We start from the raw sequence: 24,990 nt of genomic DNA on the forward strand, positions 1-24,990 counted from the left end.
GGGCACTCGCTCTCCACAATCCCCCGATGCGCGAGGCGGCCCTACTAGCTACGTGAGAGCCCCCGTCCGCTGGAGCCGAAGCAGCCGGACGGGGGCTCTCACATTCACGTTCTCGCCCGCGTCCTCACGGAAGGAAGACGACCGAGCGCAGCTTGAGGCGGTCCATGGCGGGGCGGCCGTGCGGGCGCAGCGTCCAGGAGTCGCCCGAGCAGTCGGGCTCGGTGAAGACGACCGCGGTTTCGTCGGTGTCGTTGTGCGGGGCGAAGGCGGGCTCGGAGGCGTCCGGGTCCGCGACTTCGGCGAGCGTGACGCACTCACCGCTGGCCGGGTCGTGGAGGGCGACCGAGATCGGTTCCCCGTTCAGCCCGCCGACCTGGTACCCGAAGTCGCCGGTCGCGGCGTGGGCGGGGGTGGCGAGGGCGGCCGTGAGGGCGAGGGCGCCGCAGGCGGCGGCGACGGAGTGCCGGAGACGCACGTGGTTTCTCATTTCGCGAGGAGAGGCAGTTTCACCTGCACCTTCACCTCCTACGACGCCCCGTACGCACAGATCGGAAGCGGGAAGGTTTCTCTGTCATCCGTTCGGACCAACGCCCAGCGCCTCGCGGGGTCGCAGCGCACGCGTCCCCGCCCTCCCCACCCCCTCACACACGTTCTTCACTTCATGCACACAGAAACTCCCGGAACTGTGGCCTCCATCACAGCACACGCGGCCCGCGCCTGCTGAAGTGTCCGGATGATCGGTCCCCTGCTGCGCCTCCTGCCGTTCTGGGTGCGCGAGCCCCTGCTCACGGCCTTCGGCGTCCTTTTCAGCGGCTTCCTCTTCTACGCTGCCGTCCGGGACGACGAGTGGAAGATGGCCGCCCTCGGCGCCGCCGTCGTCCTGTTCACCGCGATCCGCATCCACACCATGAACCGCGCCCTGCGAGCCCGCCGCCTCCTCAAGGACGCCGAGGGCGCCTAGTACCTGGCAGCAGGCCCGGATCCTCCGCCCGCAGCAGCACCTCGTCCCCCAGCAGCACCTCGTCCCCCAGCTGCACCTTCCCCTCCCGCCGCACCTCGAAGTACGCGCCGAAGACGACCCCGCCGTCGTCCGCGCGGTGGTGGTCGGCGAGGGTGCGCAGGGGTTCCGGGCCCGCTCGGCGGCCGGTGGACTGGTCGATCATGGTGACCGCGCAGCGGATCGTGCCCTCCGTGAAGGCGAGTTCGGCATCGGCGATGCGAAGGCTCGCCGCGCTGTTCTCCGTGTGCGGGGCGGCCCAGCCGTCCACCACCAGGTTGGGGCGGAAGCGGGTCAGCGGGACGGGGGCGGCCCCGCGTTCGCGGATGCGGTGGTTCAGGGCGTCCAGGCTGGAGCGGGAGACCACATGGAGGCGGTTGCCGTTGCCCGCCGGTGAGCGGACCAGGGTGCTCGGGGCGCCGAGTACGTCGGTCAGCCAGGCGTTCACTGCCCCGTCGTCCGCCGGGCAGTCCGCCCGCACGGGCGGACTGCCCGGCGCTTTCAGGATCAGTTCACCCGAGTCGGTCAACTCCGGTGTGATCAGGGCCAGTCGGGGGTCTCCCCACTGCCAGCGCAGGTCGCCCTTCTCGTCGGCTATCGCGTATGTGCGGTCGTGCGGCAGGCCGGTGCGCGTCAGGGCCGCCGCCGTGAGCGGAGTGCCGGCGCAGCCCTTCACCGGGTAGTACGTGATACCGATCAACCTCGCTGCCATCCCCCGCGCCCCCTCGCCCGGCTGTCCGCCGATTCGTCGTCGGCGAAGTTTTTACCGGGCCGGATGAGTCCGAACCGGCTCGCGTTCGTATTTCTCTCTGTCCGACCCGCCAAGTGACGCACACCGACGACACATCGACGGCACTTCGGCGGATTCCCCGACCGGGCAGGAGGAACGGTGCAACTTTCGCGGAACGCGATGGGAACTCTCTTCGTGGGCGGCGCGTTGACACTGACGCTCGGCGCTCTCGTGTACCCATCGATGCTCGGCCTGGACACGGTGTCCACGTCGACCGACCGCATCATCGCGACCACCCAGTGGGGGCCGTTGACGGAAGCCGACCGGTCCTTCGTGGTGGCAGTGCGGGCAGCCGGTCTGTGGGAGTACCCGGTGGGGCAGATCGGTCTGCAGAAGGGGCAGAGCAAGGGCGTTCTCACCGCCAGTCAGCACCTGATCGACGGGCACGCGGCGCTGGACGAGACCTGCCGCAAGATCGCGCCGATGCTGAACATCACGATCCCCAACGTGGCCAGTCCGCAGCAGGAGGGCTTCGTCAACACCCTCAAGGCGGACCAGGGCAAGCAGTTCGACATCGACTTCGCCAACATCCTGCGTCAGACGCACGGTTCGATCTTCAACACCGTGGCGAAGATCCGCTCGACGACGAAGAACACGCTGGTGCGCGCCCTGGCCGACCAGGCCAACAACACCGTCCTGGACCACATCACGGTGATGGAGAAGACCGGCCTGGTCGACTTCGACACCACGCTGTTCAACCAGACGACCCCACCGAAGCTGCCCAAGTCGGACATGACCCCGCCGGTCCCGCCGCCCGGTCAGCCGCTGATCGTGCTCACCCCGCCGCCGAACGCCACCTCCACACCCGTGGACATCGGCGCCGCGGTGGGAGGCAACAACCAGTAGCCGCCCGGGCATCGGCCCACACGTGCACGGCGGAGCGGGCCGGCCGACGCGATGTCGACCGGCCCGCTCCTGTGCTGTTGTGCTGTTCGGGGTCACTCGCCCCGGAAGGCGTTGTGGATCGTCTGGGTGAGGGTGTTGCCCTGCTTGTCGACCACCGTGGCGCGCAGCGAGACGCTCTGACCGGCCGCGGGGTTGCGGACGAAGATCCCGAGCTTGCCGGCCGGCGTCTTCTTCCAGGTCGTGCCGTCGTAACTGACCTCGACGGTGAGGGACTTGAGGTTCGCCTCGGCCGCCGCGCCGACCACCGTCACCGGCACCCGGGTGACCGCCCCGGCGGGGACCGTCGAGTCGCCGTCGAGGTGCGGGGTGAAACGGACCACCGAGATCGGCAGTGCCTGCTCCGCCTTGGTGTGGGCGGAGGCGAAGGTCCAGGTCGCCTCGACCTCGATGGGCGCGGCTGCCGGGCCGCCGCGGGAGGCCTTCGCCGTGAGCTTGAAGTCACCGGAGTCCGCCGGGACGGTGACGCCCTCCCCGCAGCCCAGGAGGTTCGGTGAGGAAGCGACCTCGACGCCGTTCCGGTCCAGCGTGGCCGAGACGGTGTCGTCGGTGCCGTAGCTCCAGTTGCCCGTGCCGTCCCTGAGGAGGCTGAGGCAGCCCGTGATCCGGTCGCCGTTGCGCGTGACGCCCTCGCTCTCGCGGGTCACCAGCGCGGGGCCGAAGACGCCGATGCCCAGGTCATGGCGGTAGGACTTGCCGGCTTCGTAGCGCTGGACGCCCGTGCCGTGCGACAGCTCCGGGTAGCTCCCGGTGTCGTCGTACTGGTCCAGCCCGGTGAACCAGTCGGCGCTCGCCTCCGTCGTCGCGTACGTCGTCGTCGCCACGGGCAGCGGACGCATGACGCCCGGGCTGAAGATGGAGCCGAAGGCGTCCGGGATGATCGGTCGGGCGGTGAGCATCCCCTGCTTCCCGGGGACCGTGGAGCCCAGCCGGGCGTCGATCTTCACCAGGTCCGCCGTTTTCGGATGCCGTTCGAAGCCCGTGGCCAGCCGGGTCGTCTTGCCGCCGTAGGAAAGGCGGTACTCCTTCGTGCCGTTGACGTCGAACGCGTCGAAGCCCTGGAACAGGGTGCCCTCGGCCGCGAAGTCGGGGCCGAGCTGTGCGGTGCGGATGGTCGAGAAGTCGGTGCCGGCCATGCCGGTCGAGAAACCGAAATCGGGGGTGTTGAGCTCGGTGTACAGATCGACGGACTGGCGTTCAGCGGCCGGATCGGGACCGGTGATGTCGATGGGCTTCGCGGTGCGCGCGTCGAGCGTGACCGTCGTGTCCTTCGTGACCTCGAAGTGCGGCGCCGTGATCTGACTCCGGACCTCGTCCGAACCGGAGATCATCGCGTCGAGGTAGTAGTCCCCCTTCGGCACGCGCACCGTGTAGGAGCCCTTCGAGGGACTGCTCGCGTAGTTCTCTCCTGCGACGCCGAGACCGGAGAGCGGGTAGAGGCCGGGCCAGTAAACGGTCGTGGCCGGCTCGCCGTCGGCGCCGAGGTGGCGGACCGTCACCTCGTACGTCTCGACCTCGCGCTCGACGGCCGCCGTCGTCCTGACGGTCTGGGCCGCGCCGGTGGCCGTGACGACCGCCGTGTACACGCCGTTGACGTCGCCGCCGGGCCGGGTGTCGGCCGTCAGGGAGACCGTGGCCGTCCCGTTCGCGGGGACGGTCAGCCGCTGCGCGTCGAGCGTGAACATGTCCGCCGGAGCGGGCTTTCCGTCGGGGCCCGTCGCCGCCACCGACAGGTCGAAGGTGACCGGCTCGCTGCCCAGGTTGCGGTAGGTGAGCTGCTTGGCGGCGGGCGCGTCGTCCGCGTGCGGGTAGTTCTGGCGGGCGAACGCCACCGACGAGGGCTCGGAGACCGCCGTCTGCCCGATCGCCGCGGCGACGTCGACACGACCGCCGCCCTCCGCGAGCGCGCCCGCGCCGGATGGCCGGGCAGACGCGACGAGCGCCGCCTTCAGCCGCGCGCCCGTCCAGTCGGGATGCTCCTGCTTGAGCAGCGCCGCCGCGCCCGCCACATGCGGGGTGGCCATCGACGTCCCGGAGAGGGTGGTGTATCCGGGCGGCTGCTCGCCGTACCGTCCGGCGAGAACGCTGCCGGGCGCGCTGGCGGCGGTGATGTCCACGCCGGGCGCCGTGATGTCGGGCTTGATCACCGTGCCGTCGGCGGCCGGACCGCGACCGGAGAACGAGGCGGCGGCGTCGCTGCCGTCGACCGCTCCCACCGACAGCGCCGCCTCGGCGCTCCCGGGCGAGTCGATGGTGCCCGCTTCGGGGCCGCTGTTGCCGGAGGCGGCGACGAAGAGGATGCCTCGCTCGGCCGAGAGCCGGTTGACGGCCTCTTCCACCAGGTCGACGCCCGGGAAGTCCTGGTGTCCCAGACTGAGGTTGACGATGTCGGCGTGCTGGGCGGCCGCCCATTCCATGCCGGCGACGATCTCGGAGTCGCTGCCGTACCCCCCGTCGTCGAGCACCTTTCCGTCGAGGATGCGGGCGCCGGGGGCGACACCCTCGTATGTGCCGCCGGACTTGGCTCCCGTGCCGGCCGCGATGGACGCCACATGGGTGCCGTGGCCGGAGCGGTCCTTGGTGTCGCGTGAGGCGGAGAAGTTCTGCTCGGCCTCCTGCCGGCCCCGCAGGTCGGGGTGGGTCTCGTCGACTCCGGTGTCCAGGACCGCGATCCGCACGCCGGTGCCGTCGTAGCCGGCCTGCCGTGCGGCGGGCACGCCGATCTGCGTCGCGCTCTTGTCGAGGCTCGCCCGGCGCATGCCGTCGAGGGAGATCCGGCGCAGCCCGGGGTCGGCGGTGCGCTGTCCGGCGAGGGCCCCGCCGGCCGGGCGCGTCAGGGTTTCCCAGACGTCCTTCGCGGCCGCGTCGGACACGGTGACGGCCTCGGCGTCGATCGACGGGAGGGAGCGGCGCACTGTGGCCCCGCCGTCCTCCCGCAGCTCGGACTTCAGGCTCCGGGCCGCCTTCAGCGGGGCACTGCCCGCGGCGCCGTCGCGGTAGCTGACGATCAGCCCGGTGCCCGACTTCTGGTGCTTCCGGTACGCGGTGGCGTTGAGTTCCTTGAGATCGAACAGCCGTTCGTCGACCTGGCCCTTGGCGATGAGCGGCTGGGCGTCGGACGGGAGCACCAGGGTGTGGTCCTTGGTCCGCTCGATCCTGACGGGTATGTGCTCGCGCCCCTTGCCGGGCACGATCCGCACGGGCTCCCCCGCCGCGCTCACACCGACCCGGTCACCCGTGATCAGGGTGATCCAGTGCGACACGGGTGCCACGGGGCCGTCGGCCTTCCCTATGCCGGCGGTCGGTAAGGCCGACCACGGGGTCGCGGCGGTGGCCGGAAGCGCGGTGACCACGCCCGCGGCCAGCACGAGCGCCGCTGCCATGACGACCCTGCCGGGTCCGTTGAGTCTCTTGCGCAACTGTCCTCCCCAGAGAGGCATTCGGGCACACGAGGAAACATGTGCCTCCACTGGGGACCGACGAGGTGGCCGTAGCGGAATGTTTCACTTCCAGTTCGCGAGGCGCGGCCGACACCGGCCGGGGGCGAGACCCTTTCCCCGGACAGGTCCTAGGCAAGCCAGGCCGTCGTGTCCGGGGCGAGTCGTCCGTCGTCGGCCAGCGGTGCGCTGCTCAGCAGCACCTCCCCCGGCGGCAGTGGCACCGGCTCGTCCGACAGGTTCGTCACGCAGCGCCAGCCGTCGCAGCGCGCGAAGGACAGCACGCCCGGCGGGGTTTCGAGCGCCCAGGTGAGCTCCTCGCCCTCCAGCAGCTTGCGGCGCAGCCGCAAAGCCGTGCGGTAGAGCTCCAGCGTGGAGCCCTCCACGCCGTCCTGTGCCTGGACGGCGTACCGTGCGAAGTACGGCGGCTGCGGCAGCCACGCGCCGGCCGCGCCGAAGCCGTACGACGGCCCCGTCGTCGTCCACGGCAGCGGCACCCGGCACCCGTCGCGGCCCTTGCTCGCGCGGCCCGTCTGCTCCCACAGCGGATCCTGCAGCACCTCCACGGGCAGGTCGGCGACCTCGGGCAGACCCAACTCCTCGCCCTGGTAGACGTACGACGAACCCGGCAGCGCCAGCATCAGCAGTGTCGCCGCGCGGGCCCGGCGCAGGCCGGCGCTCTCGTCGACATGCGGGGCGCGGCCGTCGGAGAGGAGCCAGGCGTTCTGGTCCGTGTCCGGCGGGAGCATGAGGCGGGAGGGGTGCCGGACGACGTCGTGGTTGGACAGGACCCAGGTCGCCGAGGCGCCGACGGCCCGGGCGGTGGCGAGGGAGTCCGCGATGACCGCCCGGATCTGTTCCGCGTCCCAACTCGCCTGTAGGTACTCGAAGTTTAAGGCCTGGTTGAGTTCGTCCGGGCGGGCGTACAGCGCGCGGCGGGCGCCCGGGACCCAGGCCTCGGCGACGGCCGTGCGGGGCGGGCTGTAGGAGTCGAGGACGCGGCGCCAGTCACGGTAGATCTCATGGACCTCGTCGCGGTCGTAGAAGGGATGGGTGCCGGGCGGAAGGTGTACGAGGGCCTGCTCGCCGCTGAGTTCGGGGTCGCCCAGGTCGCGCAGGGGGTCGGCGAGATCCTTGGCCAGGGCGTGGGCGACGTCGACGCGGAAGCCGTCGACGCCCCGGTCGGACCAGAAGCGCAGTGTGGTGCGGAAGTCCTCGCGGACCTCCTCGTGGTCCCAGTTGAGGTCGGGCTGCTCGCGCGTGAAGAGGTGCAGGTACCACTGGCCGTCGGGGACGCGCTGCCAGGCGCTGCCGCCGAAGACCGACTGCCAGTCGGTGGGCGGGAGTTCACCGCCCGGGCCGCGTCCGTCCCGGAAGACATAGCGGTCGCGGGCCGGGGAGCCGGGGCCGGCGGCCAGCGCCTCCTGGAACCAGACATGCCGGTGGGAGGTGTGGTTCGGCACGAGGTCGACGATCACCTTCAGGCCGAGCCGGTGGGCCTCGGCGGCGAGGGCGTCGAAGTCGGCGAGAGTGCCCAGCCGCGGATCGACGTCCCGGTAGTCGGCGACGTCGTAGCCGCCGTCGGCCAGCTCGGACGGATAGAACGGCGAGAGCCAGAGGGCGTCCACGCCCAGGGCGGCCAGGTGGGGCAGTCGGTCGGTGACACCGCGCAGGTCACCGAGGCCGTCGCCGTCGGCGTCCGCGAAGCTGCGCGGATAGACCTGGTAGACGACGGCCTGACGCCACCAGTCAGGATTGTGGGAGGAGAAGTCGGTCATGGGGAGATGACTGTCCAGATTGCCGGGAAGGCGAACACCCGGACCATTCGGAACAGATCATTCCGTACGCGGGGAAAATGTGACGAAGATTTGAACTCGACTGCGTTTGGAGCAGGTTGACAGCGATCTGGCGTCCACACGACGATGGGGCCACATCGTGGCGCCCGTGACCGGCGGGCCACGTGTTTCTTCTGATCTGACCAATCGGATCCGACCGACCAGCCCTGGCACTCGCCAAGATGGGAATCACATGTCGATAGCGAGACGTGTCACCGTACGCCGCCTGGTGGGGACGGGCGCCGCTTCGCTCACCCTGTGCGCCGCCTCCGTCGCCGCCGCCTCCGGGGCCTTCGCCGGCACCGGGACGCCCGGCGGCGACGGCTGGAAGTCCGGCGGCCAGTACCAGCCGGGTACCGGCGCGGGCACCGAGACAGGCACCGACCGCTGCCAGTTCTCGCTCGACGGCACGAAGTTCTTCGACTCCGTCCGCGTCGACGACCAGAATCTCAAGCCCAGCAAGGACGGCAAGGTCCACATCACGGTCCGCGCCGCCGGCGACGCCTCCACCTGCACCGCCTCCCTCGCCTCCTACCTCGCCCACGGCGCCAGCTTCGCCACCTCGGGCGAGCAGGTCTTCGTCGACTTCGACAGCGTGACGGTCAAGCCGGGGCAGACCGACACCCTCGACATCGCCGTGCCCGACGCCGGCTGCTACGCGCAGATCGACCTCTACCGGGGCGCGGTCAAGTTCGACGGCAAGCTCGACGCGAAGGACGGCTTCGTCCACGGGGACCTGCCCAAGGGGCCGGACCACCCGGTCATCAAGGACAAGCTGATCGCGGCCTGGAACGGCGGCACGAAGGACTGCACGGTCACCGAGCAGCCGCCGTCGTCCCCGCCGGCCGGCGGTGGCGGAACGCCGTCGACGCCGTCCTCCCCGTCGCCGTCGCAGCCGACGGAGCCGTCGCAGTCGCCGTCCACGAGCACGTCCGCGTCGCCGTCGCCGTCCGCGTCGGAGTCGGAGTCGGGCACGCCGTCGCCGTCCGCGTCCGAGTCGACCGCCCCGCCGGCGGCCACGCCGAACGGCGGCGGCGGCGGCCTCGCGGAGACCGGCGCCAGCAGCAACACTCCGTTGATCGCGGGTGGGGCCGCCGCCCTGCTGGCGGGCGGCGCGGCCATCGTCGTCGCGACCCGCCGCCGGAAGGCGCTGCGCGGCTGACACGCGCGTCGGGGGTCCGGGGGCTCTGCCCCCAGACCCCCGTTCGGCCTTTGAAGGGCCTCGTCCTCAATCGCCGGACAGGCTGAGAGGGCGCTACGGTGGCCGCATGGCCGACACCCACCGCGTTTCAGGCGGGCCGGAAGACGTCGTCGAGGCCGCATTCCGTCACTACAGGGCCCAGGACCGCGACGCGGCCCTGCCGCTGTACGCCGACGACTTCACCTTCACCAGCCCCTACGACGACCACATCGACAAGGCCGCGTTCTTCGAGCGCTGCTTCCCGACGGCCGACCGGATGACGGAGCAGCGGCTGCTGCGGGTCACCCCGGCAGACGCGGAACTGGTCTTCGCGTACTACGAGTACGTACTCGCCACGGGCGCCAGACACCGCAACGTCGAGGCGATCACCGTCCGGGACGGCCTCATCCGGGAGGTGCAGGTCTTCTTCGGCGGCCAGGTGTGAGCCGGTGCACCGGCTCACCGCCCACTACGTGTCCTAGGGGCCCTCGACCGTCGTCAGCCACAGCTTCACGTAGCGCTCCACGTCCACGTCCAACGCCACGTCCACGCGGGGCTGTTCGCGTACGCCCTCGTGGATCTCGGCCTCGCCGGGGCGTGGGCGGCGGTCGACGATCGTCTGGCCGCGGGCCGGGCCGGGGGCGAGGGAGACCTCGACCGGGAGGAGCTCGGTGGTCAGGCCCGCCGGGTCGGCGACCGCGCAGACCGCGCCCGCGTCGCCGAGGCCTCCGGTGGGGGTGGGGTCGCCGGAGGTGGCCGGGTCGCGGTGGGCGAGGAGGTCGCCCGCGAGGCGCAGGCGGGGCTCGCCGCTCGCCCGCAGCCGTGCCACGTCCGCCGCCGGGACCAGGACCCGCTTGAAGACGTCCAGGCCGTACATCGTGATCGGCACCCCGGCGGTGAGCAGGACCGCCGCCGCCTCCGGGTCGTGCCACACGTTGAACTCCGCGACCGGCGTGGCGTTCCCGGTCGTCACCGCGCCGCCCATGAACACGATCCGCTCGATGTTGCGGACCACCTCCGGGTGCGTACGCAGCAGCAGCGCGATGTTCGTCAGCGGCGCGGTGGGGATCAGCGTCACCGGGCGCGGGGAGGCGAGGATCTCGCGGCGCAGCAACGTCACCGCGTCGACGTCCACCGGCCTGCGGGTCGGCGCGGGCAGGCCCAGGTCCCCCATGCCGTCCTCCCCGTGCACATGCCGGGCCACGCGGACCGGTTCGATCAGCGGGCGCTCGGCGCCCCGGGCGACCGGGATGTCCCCGGCGCCCGCGTGCTCCAGCACGGTCAGCGTGTTGCGGACCACGCCGTCCACGTCCGTGTTGCCGGCCACACAGGTCACCGCCCGCACGTCCAGGCCGGGATGGCGGACGGCGAACAGCAGGGCGAGGGCGTCGTCGACACCCGTGTCGCAGTCGATGATCACGGGAATGGGCTGCTCGGTCACCTGATACTCCTTCCGCACCACGGTCGTTCCCGACCCTATGCGGGCGCGTCCCCTTCCCACACCCCGGCACCACGGGCCGCCACCCGTCGCCGAGGTCGAGCCCCGCAAGCCGGCCACCCGCGCCCGGCCACCCGCGCCCGCCACCCGCCACCCGCCACCCGCCACCCGCCCGCAGCAACGCCGGTAACCCGTACGGCCCGCCGCGCTGGTCGCGCCGTGGCGGCGGTGTTGCCGTGAAGGGAGGCACCCCCCGCACCCCCGCGCCCCGGCATCCCCGCGCGTACTCCTGGAGGCACCCCCGATGGCCCGTCGTAGCCGTGGTCGTACCCGTCGCCGTACCCGTGGTCGTACCGTCCTGGCCTCCACCCTCCTCCTCGGCACCGTCGCCGCCGTCGCCGCCGGCTGCGCCACCCTCGGTCTGGAGCACCCGCCGACCGCCGCCCCCGCCATCCCCACCGTCGCGCGGACGTCGGCCAAACCCACCGGGCCGGCCACCGCCCCCGGCCTCACCGAGACGCAGGCGCACGCCGCTCTCATCACCGACACCGACCTCGGCGCGCCCTGGATCCCCACGCGCGGCGCGGCCACCTGGCGGGACGGGATGCTCAAGGCGACCACCTCCACCCCCGCCTGCCAGAAGCTCCTGGACGCCCTCTACACCGACGAACTGCTCGGCGGACCCGCCCGCGCGGTCGTCGGACTCGACGACCCCGACACCGGGGCCCAGCTCCGCTACCAGCTCACCGGCAACAGCCCGGCAGCCGTGGACCGCACGCTGGCCTGGCTGAAGACGATGCCGCGGACGTGCGCCCGGTTCGCGGCCAAGGCCACCGGCGACACCGTGCTGGACGTGCAGGTCTCCGACCTGGCGCTGCCGAAGGTGGGCGACGTCCGCCAGGGCCTGCGCGTGACCCTGACGGTCTGGGCGACGGCCGAGGAGAACCCCGGCGGCGATCCGACCGTCCTCACCCTGGACGTGGCCGCCGTCCGCGCCGGCGAGGACGCCTTCGCCCTCACCAACGGCGGCCTCGCCGACGCCCCGAACGCGGCGACCCAGGCGGCCGTCCAGCTCGGCGTACGGCGGCTGGCGGACGTCAGGAAGCAGGGGAAGGTGCAGGTCTGAGAAACGGGAGACGGGCTGGTCCAGGGGACAGGCAGGTCCAGGAGACGGGCGCGTATGACGACCGCGGCTCAGACGGTCGAGTCGTCGTCGAAGCGGGTCCGCTGGGCGACCACCTCGTGGGCCAGCTCCAGCACCGACCGGCCCTTCGCGAAGGCCTGGCCCCGCAGCCGTGCCAGCGCCTCGTCCGCGGCGACGCCGAGCTGCGCCATGACCATGCCGACGGCCCGGTACACCTCGCCGTGGTCGGTGGCCAGCGGACTCAGCCAGAAGCCCGCGCCGTCGGCAGCGCCCCCACCGTCCGGGCCGTCCGCTCCGCCTTCGCCGCCCTCGCCGCCGCTCCGTCCGGCCCACGGCAGGGCCACCAGCGCCGCCGTCACCACGTCCGCCACCATCCGCGCCGTGCGGACCTCGTCCCCGGCGAGCTCGCCGGGGACGTCCCGGTACAGGTCGAGGGTGCCCACGCACACCGCGCGGTCGCCCAGGGGCAGCGCGTACACCGACCGCACCCCGGCGGCAGCCGCCTGCTGGGCGTACACCGGCCAGCGGACGGCGTCCCGGTCCGAGGTCAGGTCCGGGGCGACGACCACCGAACCGGTCTCCGCGGCCTCCAGACAGGGGCCGTCCCCGAGGCTCACCTGCATCTCCATCACATACGCGGCCCGTCCGCCGCTCGCCCCCAGCGGTACGGGCATCCCGTCACCGACCAGCGACACGCTCGCGCCGCTCACCGGCAGCAACTTCAGCACCGCCTCGCACAGCCTCTGCGGCACGTCCTGCGGACCGGCCCCGCGTAGCTCCAGGGAGATGACGTCTGCGACCCGTTTCCGCTCCTGGTCGCCCACGGCCATCGCCTCCGTCCACGGGCCCGCTCACATCCTGTGGCCGCCGGGTACCCCCCGCCCGCCGGGGAAACCGGTATCCGCCAAGGCTCCTACGGCTGCTCGTACGGGTCCGCGGGCTGCGCCCCGACGCCCTGCGCGGCCCGCTGGGCGGCCTCACGGCCGGCGCTGTAGGAGCCGAGGGCGGGAGGCGGGAACAGGAGCAGCGCGAGCGCGGGGAGCACGAGCAGCCCGGCCACGGCTGGCTCTCGCTCAGCCAACCGGGTATCGGTCACAAGAACCTGAACGCTCTCGTACACCTGTGAGCCGGCGCTCTCCGTCACCGGCGACGGCTGTGGGCGGGTGGAGACTTGGCGGGATCGCCCGCTTCGTCACCCGGGCAGGAGCCGGGCGCGGCCTGGCTGGATGTCCGCGGCGTTCTGCCCGTGGCGAGGTAACAGACCGCCGCACCGGTGACGACAGCCACCGCCACGACCGCTGCGGACATTCCGCTCATGAATGCGTCCCGGACGTCGTCGGCGAGCGCAGCCCCCTGGGGGCCGAGGCGCTCCGCGACCTGCAAACCGGCAACCGGAGAGCCCCGCACCGCCTCGGCGGCGTCGGGGAGTTGGTCGAGGTTCACGGTGAGCGCCGACCGATAGGCGCTCCCGAAGACGGACCCCATGAGCGCGATGCCGATGGCAGCACCGACCTCGCGGGTTGCGTCGTTCACGGCTGATGCCACACCCTGCTGGCCGTCCGGCAGGGAGTCGGTGATCGCCGATGTTCCGGTGGTGCCGGTCAGGCCGATGCCGAATCCCGCCAGCACGAGGCTGCCGAGGAAGGGGAGATATCCCGAAGCGGCCGTCAGCATCGACAGGACGACCAGGCCGGAACCGAGCAGCGCCAGGCCGCTCACCAGCACCGCCCGCATGCCGATCCGCTGGACGAGGACAGGGACGGCAAGGGAGATCGGAACGACGACGAGCGCCACGGGGACCAGAGCGACAGCGGACTTCAGCGGGCCGTAGCCGAGGATGAGCCGCAGGTACTGCAGGCCGACGAAGTAGAAGCCGAAGAGCACCATGAACTGCACCGTGAGTGCCACGCTGCCCGAGGAGAAGTCACGGATGCGGAACAGACGCGGATCGAGCAGGGGCTTGCTGGTGCGCAGCCCCACAAGCACATAGGCGGTACCGGCTACCAGAGCGACGGCCAGCGCGACGATCACGGGCGGCGTGCGCCAGCCTTCGTCGCTGCCCGCGATGAGCGCGTACACCAACGCTCCGGGAGCAAGGGCGGTACAGACGGCTCCGGCACCATCGAACCGGGGGGCGGCGGTGTCTCTCGACTCCGGAACCCGCAGGGCGGTCGCGAGGACCGTGGCCCCGGCGGCGAACCCGCCGGCCACGAAGATCGACCGCCAGGAGAACAACTCCAGCAGGCCTCCGGAGGCCAGCATGCCGAGGATCGAGCCGGCTGCCGCGCAGCCGGACCAGATCGCCACCGCCTTGCCGCGCCGGCCGGGAGGGAAGACGGCGGTGATGGTCGCCAGCGTCTGCGGCATCATCATCGCGGCTCCCAAGCCCATCACCGCGCGCCACACGATCAGCGCGGTGGTGCTGGACGACTCCGCCGCGGCCAGAGCGGCGCCGCCGAAGACGACGGTCCCGAAGATCAGTACGACACGGCGGCCGACCCGGTCGCCCAGGGCCCCCAGCGGAAGCACCAGCCCCGCCAGAGCGACGGTATAGCTGTCAACGATCCAGGTCAGAGAGCTCAGGGAAGCTGACAGATCGAGGCCGATGTCGGGGAGGGCCAGGTTCAGCGCGGACATCGACGCGGTGACGAGCATGAGTGCGAAACACACGACGCACATGACAACCCGGCGTGCGGGTTGATCAAGCTCGATTGCTGCTCGGGTCAGCTCTGCGGGTCGAGGGGGCATACGGGGACGGCATCCTCACGTGCTGAAAGGGCTGAACCGGCGGCGGGTGAACCGCGCACCCGCCGGGCGCTGCGGGGCGGCGAAGCAGATTTTGTGATCTGGAGCGGTACCGATTTGCATACTCCATCACTCTACGCGACGTGATAACTACCCTACGTGTGACCAGCATCGCTTCACTGCCTGCCCGGCGGACCGCATCCTGCGGGCACCGGACTCGCGTGAGATCATCCGTCGATGAGCAGCGACCTGGAGATAAGCGCTCTGGCCATCAACGTCACGGTCCCGCAGGAGCTCCGCTGGACGGACACTCGACGCGGGGAGACGTTCACACTGACCACTCTCAACGTCCGGCTTCTCCCGGACGGTCGCCTCGCCGCCAAGGCCTACGGCCGGCCGGTCAGCGGCGGTCGGGGCGCATACGTCTCGTTCCCCGTCCCCGACAAACCCGAACTGGCGGCCCTGGTCGCCGAAGCCGCCGGCCGCGCCGGGACGTTGTGGGCCGCCCATCGGGGTCTTGGCTGAGCTCGGTTCGCCCCGAAGGCGGTCCGCCCGTCCGCCTACGAGGCGTTCTGGTGCAACGACGTGATGAGGCGGTCGAGGTCTCCGCGTGCCGTGTACGTGCGGATCGGGTCGATGTAGTCGCGTGACTCGATGATCCGACCGTCCCGGACCCGCATGACGAAGACGCAGGGCACCTTGGCCGTGGAGTCGTCCGGCCGTGTGAACTCGTAGGCGAACTCGGCGACGATCACCTCCGGGTCAGCGGTCTCGTGGACGACGACGTCGACGACCCGTCTCTTCGGGAGGGACGCCCGGGCTTCCGGCGGCACCGTGAAGTGTTCCTGGAGCGCGCGCCGACTCGTCAACGGCTCGGACTCCGGCGTCGCCATCGGGTGGCGGACGTCGGTGACCTCGCCGTACAGGTCGGGCAGATCGTCGAACTTTCCCCCGGCGACCCCATGGACAAGCTGGAGAAACACCTCGCGCGGACTGAGACTCACATGATCTCCCGAGAGTTGCGGACAGGCGGCTACAGCGGAGGTTGCGCCGGGGCCGGGCCCAAAGTCGTCGTGCCCGGGGCCGTGCGGTGGCCGAGGCCGGTGCGGTAGGCGTCCAGGGCGGCCTCGACGCGGCCCGTGCGGCGCAGCAGGTCGCCGAGCAGGCGGCACAGGTCGGCCAGGTCGCCCGCCGCGCCCGCGCGCTCCAGGAGGCTGAGCGCCCGCACATAGTGCTCCTCCGCAGCGTCCGTGTCCCGCGTGTCCTCGGCGATGATGCCGAGCAGCCGGTGCGCTCCCGCAGCGTGCACCGCGCCGCGCTCCGGCGTCAGCTCCCCGAGGACGTCGTGCAGCAGCGCCGCGGCCTCCTGCGACCTGCCCCTGCGATGCAGGACATCGGCCAGTTCGACGGCGACCTGGCTGCTGTAGAGGGCGGCGCGCTGCGCCGACAGCATGGCCTGGGCCGCCTTCAACTCGCCTTCCGCGAGCTCCAGTTCGCCGTTCTGCGCGTAGACGTAGCCGCGCATCCAGTGGCAGTTGGCCAGCTCGGTACGGAGCTGGAGCTGACGGTAGAGCTCGGCGGCCTTCGCCAGTGAGGCGTCGGCCTCCGTGAGGCGGCCCTCGGCGAGGAGGGTCCGGGCCACGGACCGGTGCATACGAGCGACCAGGGCGGGGTCGCCGACCTGGGGCGCGAGGGCGAGGGCGAACTCGGCGGCCTGCGCGGCGCGGGCCTGCGCGCCCATGTCCATGTACGGGCCGATGACGGAGGCGTAGAGCAGCAGCAGTGCGTCGGGGTCGTGCAGCCCGCCCCGGTTGAGCTCGTCGAGGGTGGACTCCAACAGGTAGACCGCGTACCGGAGTTCACCGGCGAGGTAGTGGGCGACGGCACGTCCGCGCAGGGCGGGGACGCGGGCGGGCAGCGGGGCGTCGGCGAGAGCGTCCTCGGCGCGTTCGAAGAAGCGGCGGGCGGCGTCCAGGTCACCCGTGTCGATCCCGCACTCCCCGAGCCCGAGCAGCGCGGTGGCCTGCTCCTCGGCCAGCCCGTGCTCCTCCGCCTCCGCGAGCAGGTCCGTGTACTGCCGGGCCGCGTCCTCGGCCTCCCCGGTGGCCAGCGCCCGCTGTGCTTCGGTGAGCCGGAGCCGCAGATCGGTGACCAGGCGGGCGGGCCGGCCGGTGGCGAGCTCCTCGAAGTCGACGCCGAGCCGTTCGGCGATGTACTTGAGCGCCTCGTCGGAGGGCCGCACCCGGCCGGCCTCCAGCGTGGAGATGTAGGCCGGGGTGTACGTCGGCTCGGCCAACTGCCGCTGCGTCAGGCCCCGTTCGATGCGCAGCCGCTGCACCCGGCGCCCGACGACCTCGGGCTCGTCCCGCTCTGCCACGCCCCGGCTCTCCCAACTCCCCTTGACCCTCTTGCCGTTGGACTATCTCAGCCCCTAGGTTAAACAGCGAGTTAAGCACGCTTAATAGCTGGCTGACGTGAGTTTCGCAGTCGCCGACGTTGCGAGGTCGCCGTGCCCGGAAGCACATCCGCACGCCCTTCCGTGCCCTATGTCAGGGCCGTAGCGGCCGCCCTGCTGACCATCGCGGCGCTGATCACCGCGGCCAACGTGGGCCCGGCCAGAGCCACCGGCACCACACCGACGTCCCCGAAGGTGTCCGTCGAGCGGGTGCCGGAGAAGGAAAGGGCGTCCGACGCGGGCGTGTCCGGGGCGGGCGCGTCCGGGGCGGGCGCGTCCGGGGCGGGCGGGACGCTTCCGGCGTCCGGGGGCTCGCGGAGCTGAGCGCGGCGCAGGGCGCCGGTGCGCCGATGTTCTTCGTCCTGGCCGTCGCCGAGGGCGCCCGCTTCGACGCGGTCTTCGACGCGGTCTTCGGGGCGGTCTTCGGGGCGCTTCCGTCATGGCCGGCTGCGGCTCACGGGTTCTCTTGATCAGTTCGGCGAAAAGCCCACGCGAGTTCGTAGAAAAGCCTTTCTCCAGCGCCTTCGGACTGCCAGTCTTCGGGCGCCTGGATGTCATGTCCGGGACGAGTCCTTCGTCGACTGGAGCCCCCCGTGCCCCACCGCCTCGCCCGAGCCGCCGCCGTCGCCGGCAGCGCCGCCGCCCTCGCCGTCGGCCTGACCGGCAGCGCCTCCGCCGGCGTGCTGCAGAACCTGCCCGAGAACGCGACCGCGTTCCAGAAGAACTTCGAGCCGGTCTACGACTACGACTCGGACAGCTGCTACCCGGCCGCCGCGATCGACCCGAGCGGCAACCTCAACGGCGGCCTCAAGCCGACCGGCCCCATCACCGGCGAATGCCGCGGCGGCCACCTCGGCAAGGCCAACACCTACTCGCGGGCCAAGTGCAACAACGGCTGGTGCGGGATCATCTACGCCAGCTACTTCGAGAAGGACGAGGCCTCCCCGGGCATCGGGCACCGCCACGACTGGGAGTGCATGGTCGTCTGGGTCAAGCAGGGCGCGGACACCCCGTCCTACCTGTCCGCCTCCGCCCACGGCGGCTTCAGCACCCACCCGATCGCCGACGTCCCGATGAGCGGGCAGCGCGTCGAGGCCGTCTACCACAAGGACGGCGCGTCCACCCACGCCTTCCGCTTCGCCAAGTGGGGCGAGACCCCGGAGAACGACACCGGCGCCTGGCACCAGGAGAACCTGATCACCTGGGACAACATGGCGGCAGGCCTGCGCGACAAGCTGAACGCCTCCGACTGGGGCAACGCGAATCTCCCCCTCCAGGACTCCAAGTTCGCCGATCACCTGAACAAGGCCAAGCCGAGCGGCATCACGTTCGACCCCTACGCCTGAGACCCCTACGCCTGAGACCCCTACGCCTGAGACACCTGCGGCTGAGACACCGCAGAAACATTGATTGCCCTGATGGAGAGGGCTGTCAATCAACTCTCCCGTTGCGAATCTCGGTGTCGTCACGCCGGATCCCCTGGTGTGCGGACGGACCCCACTTCGCAACGGGAGAGACCAACCCGTTGAAACGGCGGCGTCCGGCGTCACCCCTGGGTCTGCAACTGCCGCAACTGCTGCTGGACGTGGTCCAGCGCGCCCTCCCGGCGACCGGGCACCCGGGCCCGCAGCTCCGCGAGCTCCGGCCCCAGCTCACGGGCGCGCTCGGCGGCGCCGATCCGCCCCCACTGGTGGTGCGCCCGGTCCACGGCCGCCTCCACAGCAGGCGCGTCGACCGACTGCCCGGCCTCCAGCCGAGCCACGGCCACCGCCATCCACGTACGGCAACTGCGCTCGGCGTCCCCCGCGAACATCGCCAGATCCGCCCGCACCTCGGCCCAGTGCAAAGCCTCCTCCGACCCGCCCCCATGCTCGACGGCAGCGACCTGCTCCCACCGCGCGGCAATCGCATCAGCATCCACATGCCGCCCAGCCTGAACGGCAGCGGAAATACGAGCGTGCGGATCACCCTCCGCCCCGTCCGAAGAAGTGCGAGGCCGCTCCCCTCCGGACCGAACCGCGGGCCCGGGGACGACAGCCGCCGGGGAACGGAACCGGGCAGGAGAGGCGGGGACGCCGGGCACGGCGGAGGCACCGGGGACAGCAGGCGCGCCGGGGACAGCAGGCGCGCCGGGCACGGCAGGCGCGCCGGGCACGGCAGAGGCGCCGGGGACAGCAGAGGCACCGGGGACCGCAGGGCTGGCGGGTGCGGCGGGCGTGGCCGGAACGCCGGGGGCTACGGCAGGGGTGGCGGGGGTGTACAGCAGTAGGTCGCCGGTTTCGCCCTCGCCTCCGATTCGGGACAGGGCCATCTGGTGCAGTTGCTCCAGCTCAGGCCGTCCGCCGCTGCGCAGTATCGTCGCGACGGCCTTCATGTACGAGGGCGAGGCGACAGTCCGGCGGCCCCGCGCAGGCGGCTGTGCCACCCGCCCGTACAGGGCGACCCCGACCCCGCAGTCCAGCACGTTCCCGCGCAGCCACTCCCACACCTCCGCGTCCGCCCGCAGATCGAGCACGACCGTCGTCGTCCCGGCCGCCCGCAAGCGCAGCTCCTCCCGCAACCAGTGCCACGGCAACGCCGTGTACCGCACGGTCGAGGGCGTCGTACGGGCCAGCGCCAGATGCGGCAGCCGCTGCCGCCGGTCGAGTTGCAGCTGCCCGGCGACGAACAACGTCAGCGGGCCGGGCGCGGCCGCGGCGGCCCGCAGCCGCGTGAGCACGGCCTGCGGCTCCAGCGGATCGGCGAGCTCGACGACGTTCGCGGTGTCGGTGCCGGCCAGCACCGAGGGCGGCACGGCCGCCAGCACGGGGAGCACGGAGGCCGCGTCCACCAGACACCCCTTGCCCGCGGGCGAGGCCGCCAGCAGCAGCACGGTTCCTGGCATGGTCCCCTCCTGCACGGTCCCCACGGTCCCCTCCCCTCTCGATCGCGTACGTCAGCACCGTAACCGCTGCTGCTGCAAAGGGGGGCCTCAAGAGGCGCTTGCTGAGACTCTCCGCACACCGCGTGTCACAACCCTCTGCATCCGACTTGCCACCGTCCACGCCCAGGTGTGCCCTGGAAGGCAGGGGCGAGGAGAGAGAGGAGTCCTCTCATGGCTCATGCGGCACCCGCGTCAAGCATGGAGACGCCCACCGGGACAAGGACGCCGGACGTCTTCGGCGAACGGACCCACCGGATCGCCCAGTGGGCGGTCCCCGGCACGCTCGGACTCGTCTACGGCTACTGGGTCGCGGCCAACAACCGCTCGGGCGGCCCCATCACCGGCTGGAACGTCCTGCTCGGCTTCGTGAGCGCGATCGTGTTCGCGGGGCTGTACATGGGCATCCACGCCCTGGCCCCGCACATGCGGCGCGAACTGCACGCCCTGCTGTGGACGGCGTTCGCGGGCTGCGCCTTCGGTTTCATGTACAGCGAGACCGGCGCGTCGGTCCTGCGCTCGACGGGCATGGCACTGGCCGTCTCGGCGGTCGTCTTCGCGACGCTGTTCTACCGCTACTACACGCGCGAGGACGCGGAGGGACACCGCATCCGCTGACGCGCACGCGCATCCGCTGACGCACCGGCAAGAGGGACGCACAAGAAGGACGTCAGGGGACCCACAAGAGCCCCGGCATGGTGGCCGGGGCTCTTGCGTTCCCTCATCCCTCCACTCGCCGGCCGACCGGCATCCAGTCCCGGTCACCCGACGAGGTCCAACCCCCGTGCGTATGAGCGGCCTCCGTTGAGCGGTCTCTGTCTCCCCACCACCAGGAAACACCCGTTCGGGTGATCCCTCCACCGGAGGAGCCGAAGGGCCTGCCATTCGCGGACCACTCATGCGGGCCACGAGAGCGGGCCACTCAAGTGGCCCCGCCCCGCTCGCGCGCCCCGTCCCCACCCCGTTGCCTGGTGTCGTGTCCCCAAGCCTGCGGACCGCCGCCTCGGCCGTCCTGATCGCGGTGTCCTGCCTCCTCGCGCCGTTCGGCACGCTGGCGGCCTGGGCGGCGTACGACCTGACGGACACCGGCCGGTATGTCACCACGATGGGGCCGCTGGCCTCCGACCCGGCCGTGCGCGACGCGGTCGTGGACACGCTGGGCGACGGCGTGGCCCGCGAAGCCGGCGTCGAGGACGGCCCGAACCGGCTGTTCATCCGCGACGCCGTGCGCTCCTTCACCGAGACCCGCGCCTACCGCACCGCGTGGGACGCGGGCAACGAGGCCGCGCACACGGCGGTGATGAGGGCGCTGAACGACGACAGCGCCGACCGCGACACCCACCCGGTGACCATGGACCTCGCCGCCGTGACGACCCCTCTCAAGCGGCAACTCACCGCAGACCACATGCCGTTCGCCGACAGCGTCCCGGTGGAGCACACCCATGTCGCGCTCCTCCCGCCCGACGAACTGGTCGCACTCCGGAAGGGCTACCACGTGCTCGACGTAGCCGGTTTCTGGCTGCCGCTGGCGGCCGTCGTATTCGCGGTGGCCGGTATCGCGGTGGCGGCCGTCCGCCGTCGGGCGATCACGGCGACGGCCCTCGGCACGGCCCTGGGCGGCGCGTTCCTGGGCCTGGCCGTCGCCATCGGCCGGCACCTCACCATCGCCGGCCTTCCCGACGCGGCCCACCGCCCCGCCGCGGCCGCCGTCTACGACGCCCTCACCGCCACCCTGCGCACGGCCTCCTGGATCCTGCTCGCCGTGGGCCTGACCGTGGCGGCGGCGACCTGGCTCACCCACCCGCACTCGCCGGTGGCCCGGCTGCTGCGACGCCGGCGAGGACCCGCAGCGCCCACGCCAACTCCCCCTCCGGAGCCGACCCGAGTCCGAGCCTGACCGCGTCCGGGGTGCGATGCGGGTCGACGGCGAACGCGGTCCCCGGCGTGACGGCGATGCCGTGCGCGGCGGCAGCGGCCGTGAAGATGTCGGCGCGCCATGGTGCGGGCAACTCCCACCAGGCGAAATAGGCGCTCGGGTCGGTCCGCACCGTGAACCCCGCGAGCTGCTCGGCGAGGATCCGCTGCCGCCGTACGGCATCCGCCCGCTTCTCCTCGACGAGCCGCCGCACCACCCCGTCCGCCGCCCACCGCACGGCCGCCTCCACCGCGAACCGCCCCGCACTCCATCCCCCGGACCGCACCGCACCCGCCACGGCCGCCACCCGCCGCTCCGGTACGACGAGAAAGCCGACGGTCAGCCCCGGCGCGACCCGCTTGGACAGCCCGTCGACGACATGGACGAGCCCGGGCGCGTGCACGGCAAGCGGAACGGCCTCCGGGTGCAGAAAGGACCAGATGCGATCCTCCACGACCGGGATCTCCAACTCGCTGACACAGAAGCCCAGTTGCAGTCGCCGCTCCTCGCTCATGCGCAAGGAGGTCGGGTTGTGGAGGGCGGGCTGGAGATAGAGAGCGGACAGCGGAGCGGCGCGATGGGCGGCGGCGAGCGCGTCGACCCGCACTCCCTCCGCGTCCCCCGCGACCGGCACCAACACCACCCCCAACCGCCCGGCGATCTCCTTGACCAGCGGATACGTCAGCTCCTCCACCCCGACCCGGCCGCCCGGCCGTACCAGGGACGCGAGGGCGGCGGCGATGGCCTGACGGGCGTTGCCGGTGAAGAGGACCTGGCCGGGCGCGGGCCGCCACCCGGGAAGCGCGAGCAGGTCGGCGGCGGCCGTACGGGCGGCGGCGGTCCCGTCGGCGGCACCGGGCCGCATGCTCTCGGTCAGCGCGTCCCCGCGCAGCAGCAGCGCGAGGGAGGTCGCGATCAACTCCGACTGCCCCGTCACGGACGGGTAGTTGAGCTCCAGGTTGACGGGGGAGTCGGTGGCGGCCGTCTCGACGAGCGCCCGCCCCTGCGCGACGGCCGGCGCGGCCCGCACGAACGTCCCCCGGCCTACCTCGCCCACCACCAGCCCCCGCCGCACGAGTTCGCCGTAGACCCGCCCGGCCGTCGACGGCGCGATGCGATGCCGTCGCGCGAACCACCGCTGTGGCGGGAGCTGTTGTCCGGGGCGCAGCCGCCCGGCGGCTATGTCGCCCGCTATGCGGTCGGCGATGGACCGGTAGTCCTGCACGTGAACGCGCCCTCCCCTGACATTGCACCGAGAGCAAAGATCTCATTGCACCGAGATGCGGGCCGACCCTAAGGTCGATCACATGCCCCCCTTCTCCGCATCCCTCGCATATGAGGACAAAGGCACATCCTCCATGGATCCGGCCGTCTCCCGGACGACGGTGCCCCTGGTCCTCATCCACGGCCATCCCTTCGACCGCACGATGTGGACCCCGCAGATCGAGGCGTTCTCCGCCACCCGCCGGGTGATCGCCCCCGACCTGCGCGGCTACGGTGCCTCCCCGGTCGTCCCCGGCATCACCCTCCTCTCCCGCTTCGCCCAGGACATCGAGGAGTTGCTCGACGACCTGAAGGTGGACGCCTTCGTCCTGGCCGGACTGTCGATGGGCGGCCAGATCGCCATGGAGTGCTACGCCCGCTTCGGCGACCGGATCCGCGGCCTGGTCCTCGCCGACACCTTCCCGGAGCCGGAGACCCCCGGCGGCCGGCGCATCCGCAACGAGATGGCCGACCGCCTCCTGGCCGAGGGCATGCGCGGCTACGCCGACGAGGTCCTGGAAAAGATGGTCGCCCCCTACGCGGCCCCCGCCGTCAAGGCCCACGTCCACGGCATGATGACAGCGACGCCCCCCGAGGGCGCGGCGGCTGCCCTGCGCGGCCGCGCCGAACGCCCCGACTACCGGGACCTGCTGACCCGCGTCACGGTCCCGTCGCTGGTCGTGGTCGGCGCGGACGACGAGTACACCCCCGTGGCGGACGCGCGGGCCATGCACGCGGCCCTCCCCGACTCCGCACTGCACATCATCGAACGCGCGGCCCACATGCCCAACCTGGAGCGGCCGCGGGAGTTCAACGAGGCGCTGACGGCTTTCCTGGCCCGGGTCGACGCGTCGTAGACCGTCCTGGACCCTGCCCTCATCGGACCGTCGTGGAATGGAACAGGATGGAACAGGAGGGGGCGGGAGGGAGCAGGAGGGGGCGGGATGGAACGGCACGGAGCGGTATACGGTGCGCCGGGTCGAGGGAGCGCCGTGGGGGCGCCGTCTCGGCGGCCTCGGGCCCGGCTGTTCGGTGTCGGGTGCGCGGGGCTGCTGCTGGCGGGGATGAGTGTGGTCGTCGGGTGTCGGGTCGTCGACACCGACGCGGTCACGCCCGTGCCGCAGGTGCTGGCGTTCCTGCCGTGGCTGCTCCTGCCCGCCGGGATCGGGATCGCGCTGTCCCTTCTCGCCCGGTGGTGGCCGGGGCTGATCTGGGGAGTGGTCGCGGCCGGGCTGCTCACCTGGTTCGTCCAGCCGTACGGCGACGGGGGCGAGCCGGCCGGGACGGTCGTCGCCGAGCTGCGGGTGCTGACGTCGAACGTCGAGTTCGGGTGGGCGACCGACGCCCTCGTCCCCGTGGTCCGGCGGGAACGGCCGGACATCGTGTTCGTCGAGGAGTGCGAGTACGTCTGTCAGGCGGCCGTGCGCAGGGAACTCGGGGGTGAGTACCCGTATCGGCAGGCCGTGCCGGGGGACTCCTCCGTCGGGTCGGTCGTCCTCAGCCGGTATCCGCTGCGGGCCGCGGCCACCGTGCCCGGCAGCATGGGCATGCCGGGGGCCGTCGCCGACGTCCACGGCCATGCCGTACGGCTCCAGCTCGCGCACCCCAAGCCGCCGCTGCCCCGCCAGGTGCACCTGTGGAAGCGGGAACTGGGGCGACTGCGCGACTTCGCCGCCCGGTACCGGGACACCGGTCCGCTCGTCCTCGCCGGGGACTTCAACGCCTCCCAGGACCACGCCGCCTTCCGCCGCATCCTCGACACCGGGCTGCGCGACGCGGCCCGCCTCGCCGGGGACGCCCGCGAGCCCAGCTGGCCGAGCAGCACCGCACCCGCCTTCGGCACGCAGATCGACCATGTGCTCGTGTCGAAGGAGTTCGCGGCGAGCAGCGCCCGATTTATTAGGCTCGACGGCACCGACCACCGCGCGCTGCTCGTGAACCTCACCCTCCACCAGGGATGACGGACCG

Annotated in this window: 24 protein-coding genes; 12 read left to right on the forward strand and 12 right to left on the reverse strand. The window is 72.0% G+C overall.

All coding sequences use genetic code 11. From position 1 onward, the window contains the following. Positions 1-124 precede the first annotated feature (124 nt). Entirely contained in the window at positions 125-475 is a 351-nt protein-coding gene (locus B5557_RS21880; protein WP_079661062.1) for a hypothetical protein, read from the reverse strand. A 258-nt stretch (positions 476-733) separates the two neighbouring features. On the opposite strand from B5557_RS21880, the gene B5557_RS21885 reads away from it, so the two are divergent. Then, entirely contained in the window at positions 734-961 is a 228-nt protein-coding gene (locus B5557_RS21885) for a hypothetical protein (protein ID WP_079661063.1), read from the forward strand. On the opposite strand, the gene B5557_RS21890 is transcribed toward B5557_RS21885, so the two are convergent. Further along, positions 939-1,709: an MOSC domain-containing protein gene (locus B5557_RS21890; RefSeq protein WP_079661064.1), complete on the reverse strand. Its 771-nt coding sequence runs from the start codon at positions 1,707-1,709 to the stop codon at positions 939-941. The two genes, B5557_RS21885 and B5557_RS21890, sit on opposite strands and share 23 nt — an antisense overlap. A 198-nt stretch (positions 1,710-1,907) precedes the next feature. Between B5557_RS21890 and B5557_RS21895 the strand changes: the two genes are divergently transcribed. Then, the gene (locus B5557_RS21895) at positions 1,908-2,633 is read left to right on the forward strand and encodes a DUF4142 domain-containing protein (RefSeq protein WP_173877851.1); all 726 of its coding nucleotides are present in this window, start codon (positions 1,908-1,910) and stop codon (positions 2,631-2,633) included. Positions 2,634-2,725: 92 nt separating this feature from the next. Here B5557_RS21895 and B5557_RS21900 read toward each other — a convergent pair whose 3' ends face one another. Beyond that, complete coding sequence (locus B5557_RS21900) at positions 2,726-6,109, reverse strand: S8 family peptidase (RefSeq protein WP_231975996.1); 3,384 nt, start codon at positions 6,107-6,109, stop codon at positions 2,726-2,728. Positions 6,110-6,258: 149 nt separating this feature from the next. Next, on the reverse strand, positions 6,259-7,905 hold the full coding sequence (locus tag B5557_RS21905; protein ID WP_079661066.1) for a glycoside hydrolase family 13 protein: 1,647 nt from the start codon (positions 7,903-7,905) through the stop codon (positions 6,259-6,261). Between the two features lie 250 nt (positions 7,906-8,155). On the opposite strand from B5557_RS21905, the gene B5557_RS21910 reads away from it, so the two are divergent. After that, positions 8,156-9,124 carry an LAETG motif-containing sortase-dependent surface protein gene (locus B5557_RS21910; protein WP_079661067.1) on the forward strand — a complete coding sequence of 323 codons (969 nt, stop codon included), beginning with the start codon at positions 8,156-8,158 and terminating at the stop codon, positions 9,122-9,124. Between the two features lie 106 nt (positions 9,125-9,230). Continuing rightward, the gene (locus tag B5557_RS21915) at positions 9,231-9,587 is read left to right on the forward strand and encodes a nuclear transport factor 2 family protein (RefSeq protein ID WP_079661068.1); all 357 of its coding nucleotides are present in this window, start codon (positions 9,231-9,233) and stop codon (positions 9,585-9,587) included. Between the two features lie 33 nt (positions 9,588-9,620). On the opposite strand, the gene B5557_RS21920 is transcribed toward B5557_RS21915, so the two are convergent. After that, the gene (locus tag B5557_RS21920) at positions 9,621-10,583 is read right to left on the reverse strand and encodes a nucleoside hydrolase (protein WP_079664927.1); all 963 of its coding nucleotides are present in this window, start codon (positions 10,581-10,583) and stop codon (positions 9,621-9,623) included. Between the two features lie 301 nt (positions 10,584-10,884). Here B5557_RS21920 and B5557_RS21925 point away from each other — a divergent pair, with 301 nt between their 5' ends. Then, on the forward strand, positions 10,885-11,706 hold the full coding sequence (locus B5557_RS21925; protein ID WP_173877715.1) for a hypothetical protein: 822 nt from the start codon (positions 10,885-10,887) through the stop codon (positions 11,704-11,706). A gap of 68 nt (positions 11,707-11,774) precedes the next feature. Here B5557_RS21925 and B5557_RS21930 read toward each other — a convergent pair whose 3' ends face one another. The 3 genes from B5557_RS21930 to B5557_RS21940 form a co-directional block, all read right to left on the reverse strand. Continuing rightward, a complete protein-coding gene (locus tag B5557_RS21930) occupies positions 11,775-12,554 on the reverse strand; it encodes a GAF and ANTAR domain-containing protein (RefSeq protein WP_079661069.1) in 780 nt (259 codons plus the stop codon). 83 nt (positions 12,555-12,637) lie between these two features. After that, on the reverse strand, positions 12,638-12,805 hold the full coding sequence (locus tag B5557_RS21935) for a hypothetical protein (protein WP_159424417.1): 168 nt from the start codon (positions 12,803-12,805) through the stop codon (positions 12,638-12,640). A gap of 59 nt (positions 12,806-12,864) precedes the next feature. Beyond that, positions 12,865-14,403, reverse strand: coding sequence for an MFS transporter (locus B5557_RS21940; RefSeq protein ID WP_231975997.1), 1,539 nt, complete (start codon positions 14,401-14,403; stop codon positions 12,865-12,867). 303 nt (positions 14,404-14,706) lie between these two features. Between B5557_RS21940 and B5557_RS21945 the strand changes: the two genes are divergently transcribed. After that, a complete protein-coding gene (locus B5557_RS21945; RefSeq protein ID WP_079661072.1) occupies positions 14,707-14,994 on the forward strand; it encodes a hypothetical protein in 288 nt (95 codons plus the stop codon). Positions 14,995-15,029: 35 nt separating this feature from the next. On the opposite strand, the gene B5557_RS21950 is transcribed toward B5557_RS21945, so the two are convergent. Together B5557_RS21950 and B5557_RS21955 are read right to left on the reverse strand one after the other, a co-directional pair. Continuing rightward, positions 15,030-15,473, reverse strand: coding sequence for a nuclear transport factor 2 family protein (locus tag B5557_RS21950; RefSeq protein WP_079661073.1), 444 nt, complete (start codon positions 15,471-15,473; stop codon positions 15,030-15,032). Between the two features lie 29 nt (positions 15,474-15,502). Further along, positions 15,503-16,846, reverse strand: coding sequence for a helix-turn-helix domain-containing protein (locus tag B5557_RS21955; RefSeq protein ID WP_079661074.1), 1,344 nt, complete (start codon positions 16,844-16,846; stop codon positions 15,503-15,505). Positions 16,847-17,008: 162 nt separating this feature from the next. On the opposite strand from B5557_RS21955, the gene B5557_RS21960 reads away from it, so the two are divergent. Then, complete coding sequence (locus B5557_RS21960) at positions 17,009-17,248, forward strand: hypothetical protein (RefSeq protein WP_079661075.1); 240 nt, start codon at positions 17,009-17,011, stop codon at positions 17,246-17,248. A gap of 227 nt (positions 17,249-17,475) precedes the next feature. Further along, the gene (locus tag B5557_RS21965) at positions 17,476-18,270 is read left to right on the forward strand and encodes an NPP1 family protein (RefSeq protein WP_079661076.1); all 795 of its coding nucleotides are present in this window, start codon (positions 17,476-17,478) and stop codon (positions 18,268-18,270) included. 200 nt (positions 18,271-18,470) lie between these two features. Here the strand turns inward: B5557_RS21965 and B5557_RS21970 are convergent, their stop codons facing one another. Continuing rightward, a complete protein-coding gene (locus tag B5557_RS21970; protein ID WP_079664929.1) occupies positions 18,471-19,808 on the reverse strand; it encodes a hypothetical protein in 1,338 nt (445 codons plus the stop codon). A 210-nt stretch (positions 19,809-20,018) separates the two neighbouring features. On the opposite strand from B5557_RS21970, the gene B5557_RS21975 reads away from it, so the two are divergent. Both B5557_RS21975 and B5557_RS21980 read left to right on the forward strand, forming a co-directional pair. Then, on the forward strand, positions 20,019-20,462 hold the full coding sequence (locus B5557_RS21975; RefSeq protein ID WP_079661077.1) for a hypothetical protein: 444 nt from the start codon (positions 20,019-20,021) through the stop codon (positions 20,460-20,462). Between the two features lie 358 nt (positions 20,463-20,820). Continuing rightward, a complete protein-coding gene (locus tag B5557_RS21980) occupies positions 20,821-21,741 on the forward strand; it encodes a hypothetical protein (RefSeq protein ID WP_079661078.1) in 921 nt (306 codons plus the stop codon). Here B5557_RS21980 and B5557_RS21985 read toward each other — a convergent pair. After that, positions 21,638-22,984, reverse strand: a complete 1,347-nt coding sequence (locus B5557_RS21985; protein WP_079661079.1) for an aminotransferase-like domain-containing protein — start codon at positions 22,982-22,984, stop codon at positions 21,638-21,640. The genes B5557_RS21980 and B5557_RS21985 overlap by 104 nt on opposite strands. An 82-nt stretch (positions 22,985-23,066) precedes the next feature. Here B5557_RS21985 and B5557_RS21990 point away from each other — a divergent pair, with 82 nt between their 5' ends. Together B5557_RS21990 and B5557_RS21995 are read left to right on the forward strand one after the other, a co-directional pair. Further along, positions 23,067-23,879, forward strand: a complete 813-nt coding sequence (locus tag B5557_RS21990; protein WP_079661080.1) for an alpha/beta fold hydrolase — start codon at positions 23,067-23,069, stop codon at positions 23,877-23,879. 207 nt (positions 23,880-24,086) lie between these two features. Continuing rightward, complete coding sequence (locus B5557_RS21995; protein WP_231976465.1) at positions 24,087-24,983, forward strand: endonuclease/exonuclease/phosphatase family protein; 897 nt, start codon at positions 24,087-24,089, stop codon at positions 24,981-24,983. The last annotated feature ends 7 nt before the right edge of the window (positions 24,984-24,990 follow it).

Source organism: Streptomyces sp. 3214.6 (genome assembly GCF_900129855.1).
GTDB classification, from domain to species: Bacteria; Actinomycetota; Actinomycetes; order Streptomycetales; family Streptomycetaceae; genus Streptomyces; species Streptomyces soliscabiei.

Bases quoted from the DNA above. Each gene is read 5' to 3' on its own strand.
- B5557_RS21885 (WP_079661063.1), top strand. From the start codon at position 734: ATGATCGGTCCCCTGCTGCGCCTCCTGCCGTTCTGGGTGCGCGAGCCC.
- B5557_RS21890 (WP_079661064.1), bottom strand. From the start codon at position 1,709: ATGGCAGCGAGGTTGATCGGTATCACGTACTACCCGGTGAAGGGCTGC.
- B5557_RS21895 (WP_173877851.1), top strand. From the start codon at position 1,908: ATGGGAACTCTCTTCGTGGGCGGCGCGTTGACACTGACGCTCGGCGCT.
- B5557_RS21905 (WP_079661066.1), bottom strand. From the start codon at position 7,905: ATGACCGACTTCTCCTCCCACAATCCTGACTGGTGGCGTCAGGCCGTC.
- B5557_RS21910 (WP_079661067.1), top strand. From the start codon at position 8,156: ATGTCGATAGCGAGACGTGTCACCGTACGCCGCCTGGTGGGGACGGGC.
- B5557_RS21915 (WP_079661068.1), top strand. From the start codon at position 9,231: ATGGCCGACACCCACCGCGTTTCAGGCGGGCCGGAAGACGTCGTCGAG.
- B5557_RS21925 (WP_173877715.1), top strand. From the start codon at position 10,885: ATGGCCCGTCGTAGCCGTGGTCGTACCCGTCGCCGTACCCGTGGTCGT.
- B5557_RS21930 (WP_079661069.1), bottom strand. From the start codon at position 12,554: ATGGCCGTGGGCGACCAGGAGCGGAAACGGGTCGCAGACGTCATCTCC.
- B5557_RS21940 (WP_231975997.1), bottom strand. From the start codon at position 14,403: ATGTGCGTCGTGTGTTTCGCACTCATGCTCGTCACCGCGTCGATGTCC.
- B5557_RS21945 (WP_079661072.1), top strand. From the start codon at position 14,707: ATGAGCAGCGACCTGGAGATAAGCGCTCTGGCCATCAACGTCACGGTC.
- B5557_RS21965 (WP_079661076.1), top strand. From the start codon at position 17,476: ATGTCATGTCCGGGACGAGTCCTTCGTCGACTGGAGCCCCCCGTGCCC.
- B5557_RS21970 (WP_079664929.1), bottom strand. From the start codon at position 19,808: ATGCCAGGAACCGTGCTGCTGCTGGCGGCCTCGCCCGCGGGCAAGGGG.
- B5557_RS21975 (WP_079661077.1), top strand. From the start codon at position 20,019: ATGGCTCATGCGGCACCCGCGTCAAGCATGGAGACGCCCACCGGGACA.
- B5557_RS21990 (WP_079661080.1), top strand. From the start codon at position 23,067: ATGCCCCCCTTCTCCGCATCCCTCGCATATGAGGACAAAGGCACATCC.
- B5557_RS21995 (WP_231976465.1), top strand. From the start codon at position 24,087: ATGAGTGTGGTCGTCGGGTGTCGGGTCGTCGACACCGACGCGGTCACG.